This is a genomic window from Microbacterium sp. UBA837 (genome assembly GCF_002296025.1).
In the GTDB taxonomy this organism is placed as follows: domain Bacteria; phylum Actinomycetota; class Actinomycetes; order Actinomycetales; family Microbacteriaceae; genus Microbacterium.
In genome coordinates this window covers 1-13,581 of the sequence record NZ_DBHD01000180.1, presented here as the reverse complement: position 1 = coordinate 13,581, position 13,581 = coordinate 1, and the positions used below count along the sequence as shown (strand labels likewise).

Here is a 13,581-nt window from a genome sequence, read left to right as displayed (position 1 = left end):
CGGGTAATCAGCGATCTTCGGGCGCGCAGCTGAGATGGCCGCGATCAGGCTGGACTTTCCCGCAGAGGGGAAACCGACCAACGCAACGTCGGCGACCGTCTTCAACTCGAGGACGACATCGCCCTCCCACCCTGGAGTGCCAAGTAGTGCGAAGCCCGGGGCCTTGCGCTTCGGCGAGGCGAGCGAGGCATTGCCGAGACCGCCGAGACCGCCCGGGGCCACGACGTAACGCATCCCGGGCTCGATGAGATCGACGAGCACCTCGCCAGACGGGTCCTTCACGACGGTACCCAGCGGAACAGGAAGCTCGATGGATTCGCCGGCGGCGCCGGATCGGTTGTCACCCATCCCGAATCCGCCGTTGCCACCTGATCGGTGGGGCGAGTGGTGGTAAGAGAGCAGGGTCGTCACCTGGGGGTCGGCGACCAGCACGATGTCGCCGCCGTGGCCGCCGTTGCCGCCGTCGGGTCCGGCGAGCGGCTTGAACTTCTCACGGCGAACCGACACACATCCATTGCCGCCCTTACCCGCACGAAGGTGCAGGGTGACGCGGTCGACGAAAGTGACCATGCGCTTTCTCCTGTCTTCGGATGCTTATCGGGGCCGGATGACGGGAAGGGGCGAGCCGAAGCCCGCCCCTTCCGAAAACTGATGTCAGCTGCAGATCACTCCGCGGCGGCCACCACGTTGACGACCTTGCGGCCGCCCTTGGTGCCGAACTCGACAGCGCCGGCCGACAGCGCGAACAGCGTGTCGTCGCCGCCGCGACCAACGTTCGCGCCGGGGTGGAAGTGCGTGCCGCGCTGACGAACGAGGATCTCGCCGGCGTTGACGACCTGGCCGCCGAAACGCTTCACGCCCAGTCGCTGGGCGTTGGAGTCACGACCGTTACGGGTAGAGCTAGCGCCCTTTTTGTGTGCCATTGCTGCGCCTTCCTGGGACTTACTTGATTCCGGTGACCTTGACGCGCGTGAGGTCCTGGCGGTGCCCCTGGCGCTTCTTGTAGCCGGTCTTGTTCTTGAACTTCTGAATGACGATCTTCGGACCGCGCTCTTCGCCGAGAACTTCGGCGGTCACGCTGACCTTGGAAAGCCTCGCAGCGTCGGTCGTGACGGTGTCGCCGTCCACGAGCAGCACGGCCGGAAGCTCGACCTTGTCGCCGATCTTGGCGGCGAGACGGTCGAGAACGACGATCGAGCCGACCGAAACCTTCTCCTGCCGGCCGCCGGCGCGCACTACTGCGTAAACCACTTCACACCTGTTTCTTCTGGGAGCACAGCGCTCCGGTCTGTCTGAGGGGTCATCCGTAGGGGATGACCGCTGCGGTGCGGAACCGAGGCCCTGACGTGCCGCCGTCCGGAACGCGGCACACGACGCACCAAAGGAATACTTTACCCGATGCGGCGGCGTAGTCGCAAAGCGGCCCTCATCGCCGACGACCTCAGTCGGCCAGCACCTATGATCGGCGCGTGACGATTCTGATCGACGACCCCCGCTGGCCGGCGCACGGCCGGTTGTGGTCGCACCTGATCAGCGACACTGACCTCGCCGAGCTCCATGACTTCGCGGAGCAAAACGACATCCCGCGCCGCGGTTTCGACCGTGATCACTACGACGTTCCCGCCGAGGCGCACGCGAGGCTCGTGGCGGCCGGAGCGCGGCCCGTCGACGGTCACACGCTGGTTCGCGCGCTCATCGCGTCGGGGCTGCGTGTGACGGCACGTGAGCGCCGTCAGGGCACGTAGGGACGACGGTCAGGACTCGTCGTCCGACCCTGCTGGCGTCGCAGAAACGGGAGTTCCTGTCAGCGCGGCAGTCGTCACACGACGCCGCCCGCGTCCCTGGCCGGGGGCCTTCGGCTCGGGTAGGGCGTTGAGCACAGAATCCAGGAGCAGTTCCTTCTCGGACTTGGGCTTCTCGGCTTCTGCCTTCTTCTTGCGACGCTTGGGCTTCTCGGGGGCCGGCTCACTCGCCTCCTGAACCGCCGCCACAACGACTTCCTCGACGGCCGCCGCATCGACGGGGGCGTGAATCGTGGATGCCGCGATCTGCGCGAGGGCCGACTTCACGCCCTCTGTGATGACGTGCGTGCCGTTGCCCGCCTGAGACGACGACGAGGAAGAGGACGAACCGTTCCCGGAAGCCGCGCCTCGGCTCCGACGCGGCGAACCATTGCCGGAAGCCGCGGTGCGGTGCTTGACGACAGGATCGTGATGAACGATGACCCCTCGACCCGCGCAGACCTCGCACGGTTCACTGAAGGTCTCCAGCAAGCCGAGGCCGAGCTTCTTTCGGGTCATCTGGACGAGGCCAAGGGACGTGACCTCAGCCACCTGGTGCTTCGTCCGATCCCGACTCAGACATTCCACCAGGCGACGTAGCACCAGGTCGCGGTTCGATTCGAGCACCATGTCGATGAAGTCGACAACGATGATGCCACCGATGTCGCGCAGCCTCAGCTGACGAACGATCTCCTCAGCGGCTTCAAGGTTGTTCTTGGTCACTGTCTCTTCAAGATTGCCGCCGGAGCCGACGAACTTTCCTGTGTTGACGTCGATGACCGTCATCGCCTCGGTGCGGTCGATCACGAGCGAACCGCCCGAGGGGAGCCACACCTTTCGGTCCAGCGCCTTCTCGATCTGCTCCGTGATCCGGAATTCATCGAACGGATCGGCGTCACCCTCGTAAGCCGACACACGCTCGAGCAGGTCGGGCGCGACACCTTCGAGGTAGCGCGAAATGGTGTGCAGGGCATCTTCACCCTGGATGAGCATCCGCGAGAAGTCCTCGTTGAACACGTCACGGACGATCTTGACCAGCAGGTCGGGTTCGGAGTGCAGCAGCGCCGGAGCACCGGTGGTCTCGACCTGGCGGTTGATGTGCTCCCACTGCGCGGTCAAGCGCTGCACGTCACGCGTCAGCTGATCTTCGGTGGCCCCTTCGGCCGCGGTGCGCACGATGACGCCCGATGACTCGGGGAGAACCTCCTTGAGGATCTTCTTCAGCCGCGCGCGCTCGGTGTCGGGGAGCTTGCGGGAAATGCCGTTCATCGCGCCGCCGGGCACGTAGACCAGGTAGCGGCCCGGCAGGGAGATCTGGCTCGTGAGACGGGCGCCCTTGTGCCCGACCGGATCCTTCGTCACCTGAACGAGAACCTTGTCGCCCGACTTCAGCGCAAGCTCGATGCGTCGCGGCTGGTTGCCGGTCTCGACCGAGTCCCAGTCCACCTCGCCGGAGTAGAGCACCGCATTGCGGCCCCGACCGATGTCAACGAAGGCTGCCTCCATGCTGGGGAGCACATTCTGGACGCGCCCGAGGTAGACGTTGCCGATGAGGGAAGCATCCTGACTGCGAGCAACGTAGTGCTCGACGAGCACGTTGTCTTCGAGCACCCCGATCTGGACCCGTCCGTTCTTCGAACGCACAACCATCACGCGGTCGACGGCTTCGCGGCGCGCCAAGAACTCGGCTTCGGTTACGACGGTGCGGCGGCGGCCAGCTTCGCGCCCGTCACGACGGCGCTGCTTCTTGGCTTCGAGACGGGTCGACCCCTTGATCCGCTGCGGCTCGGTGATCACTTCAGCCTGACGCTGACGCGGTCCGTTAGACCTGTTGTCCTCGCGGGACTCTCCGCCACCGCGGCGACGGTTGCGGCGCCGCGATGACCCGGAGGGCTCGGAGTCGTCAGGCTCGTCCTCGGGAAGTGCGGGAAGAGGCGTGATCTCGGGCGCATAGAACATCAGCGCCGTCGATACCGACGACACGAAGTTCTCGGGCAGCAGCCCCAGACTGACGGCAGTGGGCGGGCCCGCCGGCTCGTCGGCCGCCTGAGCCTCGTCGTTGCTGTCCGGCTCGGCGGGAGTCTCAGCCTCGTCGCTCTCCGACTCGGCAGCTGACTGCTCCGGTGCCGCACCATCGTGCTGCGGCTCGGATGCTGCGGCGTTCTCGTCACTGGCGGAGTCGATCTGCTCGTCAGCAGGTGCAGCATCCTCGACCTCGGTGTCCGGTGCTGCCGGCTGCTCCGCGTCGACCGCGCCCTCCGGCGTCTCAGCCTCGGGAACGGCAGCCGGATCGTGTTCAGCCGGCGCCGACTCCGTCGACTCGTCTTGCGAGGCAGTCTGCTCCTCGGTCTCGGCGGCGATGGAGGACTCGGTCAGGTCGTCTCGTGTGCCTTCCGTGTCGGCATCGATCGTGTTCTGTACATCGTTCTCATCGCCCATGTCGGCGTACTCCTTGCCGAGCGACCCCGCGCGTCGCCCGACGACATCTCCGCGACCCGGAGGTCGCTCATCAACTCGGTGTGCAGCAGGCTCGAAGCTCACGCTGCGACGGGCAGCCATTGCCCGGAAGTCTGTGACGACATGTCGCGCGGCGCGGCCGCGGACTCGTCCCGGCAATTATCGCACTATCGGAGCACAAACACTCCATTGGTTCGGATGACCCGCGCTTTTCAGGCGTCTCCTAAGAAGACGGATGCCAGAATTGACGCATGCCCGCAGCATCCGCTCGTCGACCCATCGGCCTTGCCGTCTGGCTCATCCTCGCCGGTGTCATCGGTTGGTACGCCGCGTTCAGCCTGACCGTCGAGCGATTCCACCTTCTGGCAGACCCGGATGCGACAGCGTCCTGCGACTTCAGCATCCTGGTGCAGTGCACGGCGAATCTGCAGTCGTGGCAGGGAAGTGTCTTCGGCTTCCCCAACCCGATCCTCGGGCTCGCCGGCTGGGTGGCACCGATCGTCGTGGGAGCCGCGCTGCTGGCCGGCGCACGCTTTGCCCGCTGGTTCTGGCTGCTTTTCTGGGCAGGGATGCTGTTCGCGTTCGGTTTCGTGATCTGGCTCATCAGCCAGAGCCTGTTCGTTCTCGGCACCCTGTGCCCCTGGTGTATGGTCACGTGGAGCGTGACGATTCCGACGTTCTACGCCGTCACCGTCCACGCCATGCGCTCGGGCGCCTTTGGAACATCGCCCGGCCTGCTGCGGTTCTCGCGCGGTCTCATGAGGTGGGTACCGCTGGCGACAATCGTGAGTTACGGCATCATCGTCATCGTCGCGCAGCTGGCACCGACACGGGCTCTGACCAACATCTTCGGTCTCTAGAATCACACCGCACCGCTGGACGGGTCGGGGCGCGCAGGCCTAACGTGGCGCCATGAATCGGCGCGTCAGCACTGGAGTCATGGCGATGCTCCTCGTTGTCGCGTGCGCACCGTTGACGTCATGCCTGAGCGCTCCATCCACGGTGTGCGTCCCGACCCTGACCGTCGATCCCGACAACCCGAGGCCAGGCAGAATCGTGACAGTCTCTACCACGGATGCTTGCCCCCTCCCCGCCGGCGCGGAGCTGACCGTGCGAATCCAGCCGGTCGGCGAGACGATTCCGCTCGCGCAAGCGCGTGTCACGCCGGACCCGGACGGGTCGTTCGCGGTGTCCATCACTGTCCCACCGACGATCCGCCCGGGGCAGGCCGTAGCGTCGATCTCGAACTACTGGGACATCGCAACGTGTCCCGAGGGCGCGTCGTGCGCCTCGGCGGCGGTCGAATTCACCGTCGCACCATGACGAATCCCATGGATCCCTCTGAGCAGCGCCGCCGAGTCGTCAACCAAACCAGATCTCGAGCTCGCGCGCGGCGGACTCGGGGCTGTCAGAGCCGTGGACGAGGTTCTGCTGGACTGCCAGCCCCCAGTCGCGGCCGAAGTCGCCGCGAATCGTTCCCGGCGCTGCCGTCGTGGGCTCGGTGGTGCCTGCCAAAGACCGGAAGCCTTCGATCACCCGATTGCCGGCGAGACGAATGGCCACCGACGGACCGGACATCATGAACTCGAGAAGGGGCTCATAGAACGGCTTCCCGGCGTGCTCGGCGTAGTGCTTCTCGAGCCGATCGCGGTCGGGTTCGACCAAACGGATGTCGACGAGGGCGTATCCCTTCGCTTCGATGCGCGCGAGGATCGAGCCGGTCAGGCCCCTCGCTACACCGTCGGGCTTCACCAGAACGAGGGTCTCTTCGGTCGACATCGTTATTCTCCGTTCGAGGGTTCGGGGGGTGCCGCGCGTCGGGCGTTGCGAGCATCGAGAGATGCCCCTTTGATCGTCGCATACGCCCACATACCACCGAAAATGATCGCGACGACGACGAGGGCCGGCACCAGAAAGCCGCCGAGCAGAACGACCACCTGAAGAGCCCAGCCCACCGCGATTGCCCAGTAGTGGCGGAGGAGTCCAGCTATGACGACCATCACCAGTGCAAGCACGGACCCGGCAACGATCCCCCACCACGGCTCGATCCCGTCGGGCAGCACACGAAGGCCGTAGACGACAAGGCCGCCGAGGAACACGATGATCGACTCGAAGCCGAGAACGACCGACCCGAGGGACTCGCGAGCACCGCGGGTGCGGCGGGGCGCCGCGGGCTCGTCCGCGCTCACGCGCCTGACCCCGCTTTCCACTCATTGTCTGCCGAGAGCGTGATCGCTTCGCCGGCGAGGACTACCGAGCCGGTGATGATGACGGCGCGCCGCGGCGCTGCGCTCGCCCACGACCGTGCAGCCTCGGCAGCAGATTCCAGCTCGGGGAAGACGGCTGCGGGAAGACCTCGGGCTTCGAGCAGATCGGCTAGCGCATCGGCATCCGTTGCGCGGTCCGAGTCGGGCGCGGTGACGAAGAACTCTGCGGCTACCTCACTCAGTGCAGTGACGATACCGTCGGCGTCCTTGTCCGAGAGGATGCCGACGACCACTCCCCACTCGTCGAAGTCGAAGGATTCGCCGAGTGCCTGGGCGAGAGCTCGCGCGCCGTGGGGGTTGTGTGCAGCATCCACGAGCACAGTCGGGTCCGTTCCGACGAGTTGGAGCCGCCCCGGAGACGTGACACTGGACAGACCTTCCACGAGCACATCAGAAGCGATGGGCTGCTGCCCGCCGCCGATCAGGGCCTCTACAGCCGCGATGGCGAGGGCTGCGTTGAAACCCTGGTGCGATCCGTACAGCGGAAGATAAAGATCGGGGTACTCGCCGGCCAGCCCGCGGACCGAAATCAGCTGACCGCCGACGGCGAGGGCAGACTTCTGCAGCGCGAACTGGTCGCCTTCGATAGCAAACGTCGCGTCTCGTCGTCCGGACTGTCCGCGCAGGACCGCCTCAGCTGACGGCGCCTGCCGGGCAGAAACGACAGCCGCAGCCTCCTTGATGATCCCAGCCTTCACGGTGGCGATCTGCTCGATCGTGTCGCCCAGCCGCGCGGCATGGTCCAGGTCGATGGGCGCGAACACGGCGACATCGCCATCGGCAGTGTTCGTGGAGTCCCACAGTCCGCCCATCCCGACCTCGAGCACCAGCACATCGACGGGCGCGTCAGCGCACACGACGAAGGCCAGCACCGTCAGCAGCTCGAAGAAGGTGAGTTCCGCATCACCGGATGCCGTGAGTTCGGCATCCACGAGATCGATGAAGGGTGCGATCTCGTCCCAGGCCGCCACGAGGGCCTCGTCGGTCACCGGCTCGCCGTCGATGAGGATGCGCTCGGTGAATCGCTCGAGATGCGGGCTCGTGAACATTCCGGTGCGCAGCCCGTGGGCACGGATGAGACTCTCGATGATGCGGCTCGTGGAGGTCTTGCCATTCGTTCCGGTGACGTGCACGACCCGGTACGTGCGCTGTGGGTTGTCGAGGTAGTCCAGCAGCTTCTGCGTGCGCTCGATCCGCGGTTGCACCCACTGCTCTCCCTGGCGGGTCAGCAGGATGTCGTAGACGGCGTCTGCGCGCTCTCGCTCGTTCATGCTGCTCCTCCGATGCGCTCGACCACGACCATGAACGAACCGCGGTTCGCGTAGGTTCCTTTCGCGACGTTCACACCGTGCCCGCGCGCGGCGACGGCAGAGAACGTGTTCACGCCGCCGGCATCGGCCGGGTCGAGCTCCCCCGCGATCAGCACCCGCGCGTCGACGGCGAGCGTCTCCCCCGCAACGTCGGCAGCCTCGAACGCGGACTGGACCGCGTGGCCGTCATCCGCGTTCTGGAAGAGCAGCCGAAGTCGGATGCGGTCGCTGACGTCGAATCCCGCAGCCTTACGCGTGTCTTGAACAGCCCGGATGACGTCGCGCGCCAGCCCTTCGGCCTCCAGTTCCGGCGTGGTGGTCGTGTCGAGCAGCACGAACCCTCCGGCCGCGAGAAGCGCGATCGCGGTGCCCTCGGCTACTCCCCCGGCTTCGAGGGTGAGTTCGTACTCGCCGGGCTCGAGCGTGATCCCGTCGACGACGACCACGCCATCTTCTTCGCTCCAGAGGCCGGCTCGTGCGCCGGCGATGACGTGCTGCACCTGCTTGCCAAGGCGCGGGCCCGCAGCCCGCGCGTTGACCGCGAGCCGCTGGCTGATGCCGTAGTACTCGGCCAGGCCTTCCGTGAGCTCGACGAGTTCGACGCTCTTGACGTTCAGCTCGTCGCGCAGGATCCCCTCGAATTGGCCGAGGGCCGCGGCATCGGTCACAGCCACCGTGAGGCGCGAGAGCGGCAGGCGCACGCGCTTGCCCTCCTTCTTGCGCAGCGCGTTCGCGACGCTGGATACCTCGCGGACGGCATCCATCGCGGTGCGGATGTCGGCAGCGGGCGCGAAGGATGCCGCATCCGGCCAGTCCTGCAGGTGGACGCTGCGTCCGCCGGTGAGCCCCTGCCAGACGCGCTCTGCGACGAGCGGGATCAACGGCGCAGCCACGCGAGTGAGGGTCTCGAGGACCGTGTACAGGGTGTCGAACGCCTCGCGGGAACGCGGGTCGTCGGTGACGCCCTCCCAGAATCGGTCGCGCGAACGGCGGATGTACCAGTTGGTGAGCGCCTCGGCGAAATCGCGGAGCTTCTCGGCAGCGCTCGTCGAGTCCAGTACCTCGAGGTCGGCAGCGACACCGGCAACCAGGTCTCCAAGAAGCGCCAGGATGTAGCGGTCGAGCACATCGGTCGAGTCGGTGCGCCACGACGCCTCGTAGCCGGCGCCATTGGGACCGGCAGCGGCGTTGGCGTAGGTGGCGAAGAAGTACCAGGCGTTCCACAGCGGCAGCAGGAACTCGCGGACTCCCGCACGGATGCCTTCCTCGGTGACGACGAGGTTGCCGCCGCGCAGCACCGAGCTCGACATGAGGAACCAGCGCATCGCGTCCGACCCATCGCGGTCGAAGACCTCCGATACATCGGGGTAGTTGCGCAACGACTTCGACATCTTCTGCCCGTCCGAACCCAGCACGATGCCGTGACAGGACACGCCGGTGAAGGCCGGGCGGTCGAACAGGGCACCCGAGAGCACGTGCATGACGTAGAACCAGCCGCGGGTCTGACCGATGTACTCGACGATGAAGTCGGCGGGCGCGTGCTCATCGAACCAGTCGTGGTTCTCGAACGGGTAGTGCACCTGCGCGTAGGGCATCGACCCCGAGTCGAACCACACATCGAAGACATCCTCGATGCGGCGCATCATCGACTGACCGGTGGGGTCGTCGGGGTTCGGGCGCGTGAGGTCGTCGATGTACGGCCGGTGCAGGTCGACCTCTCCTGCCTCGTTTCGTGGGAGTGTGCCGAAGTCCCGCTCGAGCTCCTCGAGCGACCCGTACGCATCGACGCGCGGGTATTCGGGGTTGTCGCTCTTCCAGACCGGGATGGGAGAGCCCCAATAGCGGTTGCGGCTGATCGACCAGTCGCGCGCGCCCTCGAGCCACTTGCCGAACTGGCCGTGCTTGACATTCTCGGGAGCCCAGGTGATCTGCTCGTTGAGTTCGATCAGGCGATCCTTGATCTCGGTCACGCGCACGAACCAACTCGAGACTGCCTTGTAGATGAGGGGGTTCCGGCACCGCCAGCAGTGAGGGTAGGAGTGCTCGTAGCTGGCCTCGCGCAGCAACCGGCCGCCGTCGCGCAGCAGGCGGATGAGGGGACGGTTGGCGTCCATCCACAGCTGCCCGGCGACATCCGTCACCTGCGGCAGGAAGCGACCACCCTCGTCGAGCGAGAGAATCGTCGGGATGCCGGCAGCCTCCGAAACCCGCTGGTCATCCTCACCATAGGCCGGGGCCTGGTGGACGATGCCGGTGCCGTCGCTGGTCGTGACGTAATCGTCGACGAGGATCTGCCACGCGTTCTGGGTGCCCCAGGTCTCGGCATCCGCGTAGTAGTCGAAGAGCCTGTCGTACGAGACGCCCGCGAGCTCCGAACCCAGGATGCTGCGGGAGACAGCGGCACGGGCTTCTTCTGGGCTCTCGTACCCCAGGTCCTTCGCGTAGCCGGCGAGCAGGTCTTCGGCGAGCAGGTACTCGTGCGCCATCGTCTCGACCGCGTCGTCAGCCGCTCCCCCAGGCGTACGGTGGACGTCCGCCGCACCGTTCGGGCCACCGGGCAGGACGACGTAACGGATGTCGGGACCCACCGCGAGCGCGAGGTTTGTCGGCAGGGTCCACGGCGTCGTCGTCCACGCGAGTGCGCGGACAGCGGTGAGTCCGAGGGCCTCAGCCTTCGCGCCGACCAGCGGGAAGGTCACGGTGACTGAGGGGTCTTGGCGCATCTTGTAGACGTCGTCGTCCATGCGCAGCTCGTGGCTCGAGAGCGGGGTCTCGTCGCGCCAGCAATACGGCAGCACGCGGTAGCCCTCGTACGCGAGCCCCTTGTCGTAGAGGCTCTTGAAAGCCCAGAGCACGGACTCCATGTATCCGACATCGAGCGTCTTGTAGCCGCGTTCGAAGTCGACCCACCGAGCCTGCCGGGTGACGTAGTCCTCCCACTCGCGGGTGTAGGTCAGCACGGATTCGCGGGCCTTCGCGTTGAACGCGGCGATCCCCATCTGTTCGATCTCGGCCTTCTCGGTGATGCCGAGCTGCTTCATGGCCTCGAGCTCGGCGGGCAGGCCGTGCGTGTCCCATCCAAAGACGCGGTCGACCTTCTTGCCGCGCATGGTCTGGAATCGCGGGAAGAGGTCCTTCGCGTAGCCCGTGAGAAGGTGCCCGTAGTGCGGGAGTCCGTTCGCGAACGGCGGGCCGTCGTAGAAGACCCACTCCTGTGCGCCGTCGCGCTGCTCGATCGACGCACGGAAGGTGTCGTCCTGCTTCCAGAACGCGAGCACGTCGCGCTCAATCGCAGGAAAGCGCGGGCTCGGCGAAACGTCAGCGGCGGGGCCGAAGGCGGAGGGGCGGGGGTAGCTCATGTCATCTCGCAGTGGTCACGGACATCATCTGCCGGGACGACTCTCGCGAGCCGCGGTACCACCCTGCGTGCCGGTCCGGTCTGCGTCCGGTCCAGCCCCTCTCACTGCGGCTGTGACGGGCCTGACCCGCTCGGTTCTACTGAGCCCCTCGCGGGACCGTTCTTCCGAGAGCTCCCCGGTGATGGCCGGATCGGTGCTGATTGCTCGATTCTAGCGGCGCCTAGGGTGGATGCGTGCCTCGCTCTCGATCCGATGAACCGCTGGCTCCGCGCGTCAGCAGCCCCGACCTTCCGGCGAGTCTCGAATCGGTTGCGGCGATCGATCGTCACGATGACCTTCTCGGCGTGCGTGTGGGTGCGCTTCGCGGCGAGGTAGACGGCTCGTTCGCGAGAATCGCGGAGTGTGAGATTCCGGATGTCGACCTCGACTCCCTGACTCTCGCCGGCGCCTCGGTGCGTGATGTTCTCATCAGTGGCATCCGTGCGACGCGGCTGATCGCACCCAACAGCGCCTGGCGCACCGTGACGATTAACGGAGGGCGACTCGCGACTCTCGAACTCAGCGGCGCCGAGCTCGACGGCGTCGAGTTCCGTGGAATGCGCATCGACTACGCGAACCTCAGCATGTCTACCGTGACCGATGTTCGATTCGTGGACTGCCGGTTCGGTTCTCTGGACCTCCCTGAGGCAGCGCTCACCCGTGTCACCTTCGAGGGATGTCACGCCGATGAGGTCGACTCTCGGGGCTTGCGTTCGCAGCACCTCGACCTCCGAGGGCTCGAGGCGCTGTCGTTCACCAGTCCGGCAGGACTGAGCGGCGCGACGCTCACGACGCGGCAGGTCGAGCAGCACTCGACGCCCCTGGCCATGGCTCTCGGCATCCGGGTCCTCGAGTGATTCCCCAGCCGGCGACTGCCTTCTCGGGCATACAGACGGCTCGGCTCGGGTTGCGAGAGCTCACGCCGCAGGATCATTCGGCGTTGCATCGTGTGCTCGGCGACGAGGTCGCGATGAGCGCGTACGAGCATGGTTTCTCTCCGGCGGAGACGGCCACCTGGATCGAGGGCCAACTCCGCCGCTATCGCGACGACGGGTTCGGGCTGTGGGCCGTGACGGATGCGGAGACCGACGAGGTCATCGGGGACTGCGGTCTCACCGTTCAGCGCACTGCAACGGCAGAGGTCGTCGAGGTCGGATATCACCTCCTGCGGCAGCGGTGGGGTCTCGGATATGCCACGGAGGCTGCATCCGCATGCCTGGATTGGGGCTTCGCGAACGTCGTTGTGCCGGAGATCTACGCGATAGTGCGCGATACGAACCTCGCGTCGATGAACGTCGCGATCCGGCTCGGGATGACGGTCCGCGAGCGTTTCGTCAAGCACTACCGCGACATCGACATGCCGCACCTGGCTTTCGCGATCTCGCGCGCGGCCTGGCGCTCTCGGCATCCGTCGCCCTGACTCGGCCATTCCGGAGGGCGTGACCACTCGGGAGGACCAGGTACGCCACTTGGGCCCTCCCGATCGCGCATCGCCTCCCGAGTGAACCCGGTTTGCGACAGCCCTAACCAGCCGGATGCCTAGCGCGGACGACGGTGGAGGCCTGCCGCGACGGCAGCCATGACAAGCGCCTGTACCTCCGGCCAGTTGTCGACGACCTGCCGGTAACCCACCCGGATGACGTGATAGCCACGCAGACGCAGTTCGGCGTCGTGCCGATTGTCACTGTCCCGTTGTGCGCCAACATGGGACCCGCCATCGATCTGGAGAACGAGCCTGTCGCCGATGAGCAGATCGACACGGTGGCCGGCGATCCAGATCTGCGGACGCAGCGGGAGCCCGAGCCACCTCAACCGCACGACGGCGATCGTCTCGAGCCCTGAATCCGACCAAGGCGTTACCTGATCGAGAAGTCGAGAGGCCGGCTCTGGGAGTGGGAGGTTTCGCAGCCGATCAATGTCTGCTCGCCCCGTGCGCAGCGCAGATTCCCAGATGGCCAGCGCCGCGTCATCCGGTTGGCACAGGGCGACCTGAACCAGCATGTTCTCGATCTCATCTTCCAAGGAGCCGGGTGGTCGAGGCACGAGTGGCGTCCGCCAGTGCGTTACCGCGCCGGGCAGCCCCACATGACCGGCGTGGGATGGAGCGGCAACATGCCACTCCGGCTCTTTGAGAACCCAGAGCCCGCGGCGGCGCGCGAGCGAGATGCAGGTGATTACCACGCCCTCCCCCGCGGCACGGATGAGCTCGGGATCGGCGGTCGGCACGGCAACCCACCCTCGCCGCGGCCGGATGAGAACGCCCGAGCGGAGGGCATCAGTGAGGCGTCGCGACGAGACGCGCCGAGCTCTGAGCCACGACGACGGTATGACACCCCCGTGAGTCGCGACGAACGCGCTGAGATCCATC

At 66.3% G+C, this 13,581-nt stretch carries 14 protein-coding genes; 5 read left to right on the top strand and 9 right to left on the bottom strand.

Going from position 1 to position 13,581, the window contains the following annotated elements; genetic code table 11:
- The 3 genes from B3587_RS12895 to rplU all read right to left on the bottom strand — a co-directional run.
- The coding region (locus tag B3587_RS12895) for a GTPase (protein WP_292729276.1) at positions 1-570 on the bottom strand (570 nt) is incomplete at its 3' end.
- A 95-nt stretch (positions 571-665) separates the two neighbouring features.
- Positions 666-923: a 50S ribosomal protein L27 gene (gene rpmA / locus B3587_RS12890; protein WP_228178968.1), complete on the bottom strand. Its 258-nt coding sequence runs from the start codon at positions 921-923 to the stop codon at positions 666-668.
- Positions 924-942: 19 nt separating this feature from the next.
- Positions 943-1,251 carry a 50S ribosomal protein L21 gene (rplU, locus tag B3587_RS12885; protein WP_292729271.1) on the bottom strand — a complete coding sequence of 103 codons (309 nt, stop codon included), beginning with the start codon at positions 1,249-1,251 and terminating at the stop codon, positions 943-945.
- Between the two features lie 218 nt (positions 1,252-1,469).
- On the opposite strand from rplU, the gene B3587_RS12880 reads away from it, so the two are divergent.
- Entirely contained in the window at positions 1,470-1,745 is a 276-nt protein-coding gene (locus B3587_RS12880) for a DUF4031 domain-containing protein (RefSeq protein ID WP_228178227.1), read from the top strand.
- 9 nt (positions 1,746-1,754) lie between these two features.
- Here B3587_RS12880 and B3587_RS12875 read toward each other — a convergent pair whose 3' ends face one another.
- Complete coding sequence (locus tag B3587_RS12875) at positions 1,755-4,220, bottom strand: Rne/Rng family ribonuclease (protein WP_292729279.1); 2,466 nt, start codon at positions 4,218-4,220, stop codon at positions 1,755-1,757.
- Between the two features lie 269 nt (positions 4,221-4,489).
- Here B3587_RS12875 and B3587_RS12870 point away from each other — a divergent pair, with 269 nt between their 5' ends.
- Positions 4,490-5,098: a vitamin K epoxide reductase family protein gene (locus B3587_RS12870; RefSeq protein ID WP_228178226.1), complete on the top strand. Its 609-nt coding sequence runs from the start codon at positions 4,490-4,492 to the stop codon at positions 5,096-5,098.
- Positions 5,099-5,294: 196 nt separating this feature from the next.
- The gene (locus B3587_RS12865) at positions 5,295-5,561 is read left to right on the top strand and encodes a hypothetical protein (protein ID WP_292729267.1); all 267 of its coding nucleotides are present in this window, start codon (positions 5,295-5,297) and stop codon (positions 5,559-5,561) included.
- 39 nt (positions 5,562-5,600) lie between these two features.
- On the opposite strand, the gene ndk is transcribed toward B3587_RS12865, so the two are convergent.
- The 4 genes from ndk to ileS are packed head-to-tail and all read right to left on the bottom strand — an operon-like array spanning position 5,601 to position 11,174.
- Complete coding sequence (ndk, locus tag B3587_RS12860) at positions 5,601-6,017, bottom strand: nucleoside-diphosphate kinase (protein WP_292729264.1); 417 nt, start codon at positions 6,015-6,017, stop codon at positions 5,601-5,603.
- A gap of 2 nt (positions 6,018-6,019) precedes the next feature.
- Positions 6,020-6,427 (bottom strand): DUF4233 domain-containing protein, encoded by a 408-nt coding sequence (locus tag B3587_RS12855; RefSeq protein ID WP_292729262.1) that lies wholly within the window; start codon positions 6,425-6,427, stop codon positions 6,020-6,022.
- On the bottom strand, positions 6,424-7,776 hold the full coding sequence (locus tag B3587_RS12850) for a bifunctional folylpolyglutamate synthase/dihydrofolate synthase (RefSeq protein ID WP_228178222.1): 1,353 nt from the start codon (positions 7,774-7,776) through the stop codon (positions 6,424-6,426). The genes B3587_RS12855 and B3587_RS12850 overlap by 4 nt, the downstream gene beginning before the upstream one ends.
- Positions 7,773-11,174 (bottom strand): isoleucine--tRNA ligase, encoded by a 3,402-nt coding sequence (gene ileS / locus B3587_RS12845; RefSeq protein ID WP_292729260.1) that lies wholly within the window; start codon positions 11,172-11,174, stop codon positions 7,773-7,775. The genes B3587_RS12850 and ileS overlap by 4 nt, the downstream gene beginning before the upstream one ends.
- Positions 11,175-11,407: 233 nt before the next feature.
- Between ileS and B3587_RS12840 the strand changes: the two genes are divergently transcribed.
- Positions 11,408-12,070 (top strand): pentapeptide repeat-containing protein, encoded by a 663-nt coding sequence (locus B3587_RS12840; RefSeq protein ID WP_228178220.1) that lies wholly within the window; start codon positions 11,408-11,410, stop codon positions 12,068-12,070.
- Positions 12,067-12,633 carry a GNAT family N-acetyltransferase gene (locus tag B3587_RS12835; protein ID WP_292729257.1) on the top strand — a complete coding sequence of 189 codons (567 nt, stop codon included), beginning with the start codon at positions 12,067-12,069 and terminating at the stop codon, positions 12,631-12,633. The genes B3587_RS12840 and B3587_RS12835 overlap by 4 nt, the downstream gene beginning before the upstream one ends.
- 119 nt (positions 12,634-12,752) lie before the next feature.
- On the opposite strand, the gene B3587_RS12830 is transcribed toward B3587_RS12835, so the two are convergent.
- Positions 12,753-13,581, bottom strand: an 829-nt coding sequence (locus B3587_RS12830) for an endonuclease domain-containing protein (RefSeq protein WP_292729254.1), incomplete at its 5' end; no start/stop codon positions are given.